Consider the following 815-nt stretch of genomic DNA (forward strand, 5'->3'; position numbering starts at 1 on the left):
ATAGGAGTCGTCCGTATCCCTTTCCGGGACGTCTCGCGGCCGTGAAAATCGGTGTGGGGCTGTCCGCCAACACCGTTCGATGCTTGGGTCGTTGAGCCCGCATAGGAGTCTGGCGAGGGAGCCGCCCGAGGGGCCGCACACTGTCGCTTCGAGCACGCCGTTCAGCATCTCCGTTTCCCCTCCGGCTCCCCGGACAGTCCCGCCCTAACCACACCCGAGGGGAGGACGACATGCCGGACACCCACGAAGACCAGAGCGACGGAACCGTCGCCCGGGTCGCGGCGATCGACATCGCCAAGGCCACGGCGGTGATCTGCACCCGTGTCCCGCACGACCGCGTCGACGGCCGACGCGTGCAACAGGTCTGGTCGGTCGCCTCCACCACCAACGCGATCCTGGACCTCGGCGACCACCTGCTGTGCCAGGGCATCGAGCGCGTGGTCATGGAGGCGACCGGCAGCTACTGGAAACCGTTCTTCTACCTGCTCGAGGCCCGTGGCCTGGAGTGCTGGCTGGTGAACGCCCGCGAGGTCAAGAACGTCCCGGGCCGGCCCAAGACCGACAAGCTCGACGCGGTCTGGCTCGCCAAGCTTGCCGAACGCGGCATGGTCCGGGCCTCGTTCGTCCCGCCGAAGCCGGTGCGGCACCTGCGCGACCTCACCCGCACCCGCACCACCTTCACCCAGGACCGCACCCGCCTGAAGCACCGCACCGAGAAGCTCCTCGAAGACGCCCAGATCAAACTGTCCACCGTGGTCTCGGACCTGTTCGGCGTCTCCGGCCGGGCCATGATGGACGCCCTAGCCGCAGGCCAG

Annotated in this window: 1 protein-coding gene; it reads left to right on the forward strand. The window is 68.2% G+C overall.

Annotation, left to right across the window (positions count from 1 at the left end):
* Positions 1-230: 230 nt before the first annotated feature.
* The coding region (locus ACFP3V_RS31350) for an IS110 family transposase (RefSeq protein ID WP_380591092.1) at positions 231-815 on the forward strand (585 nt) is incomplete at its 3' end.

It is taken from the genome of Streptacidiphilus monticola, from assembly GCF_042658505.1.
GTDB lineage: Bacteria > Actinomycetota > Actinomycetes > Streptomycetales > Streptomycetaceae > Streptacidiphilus > Streptacidiphilus monticola.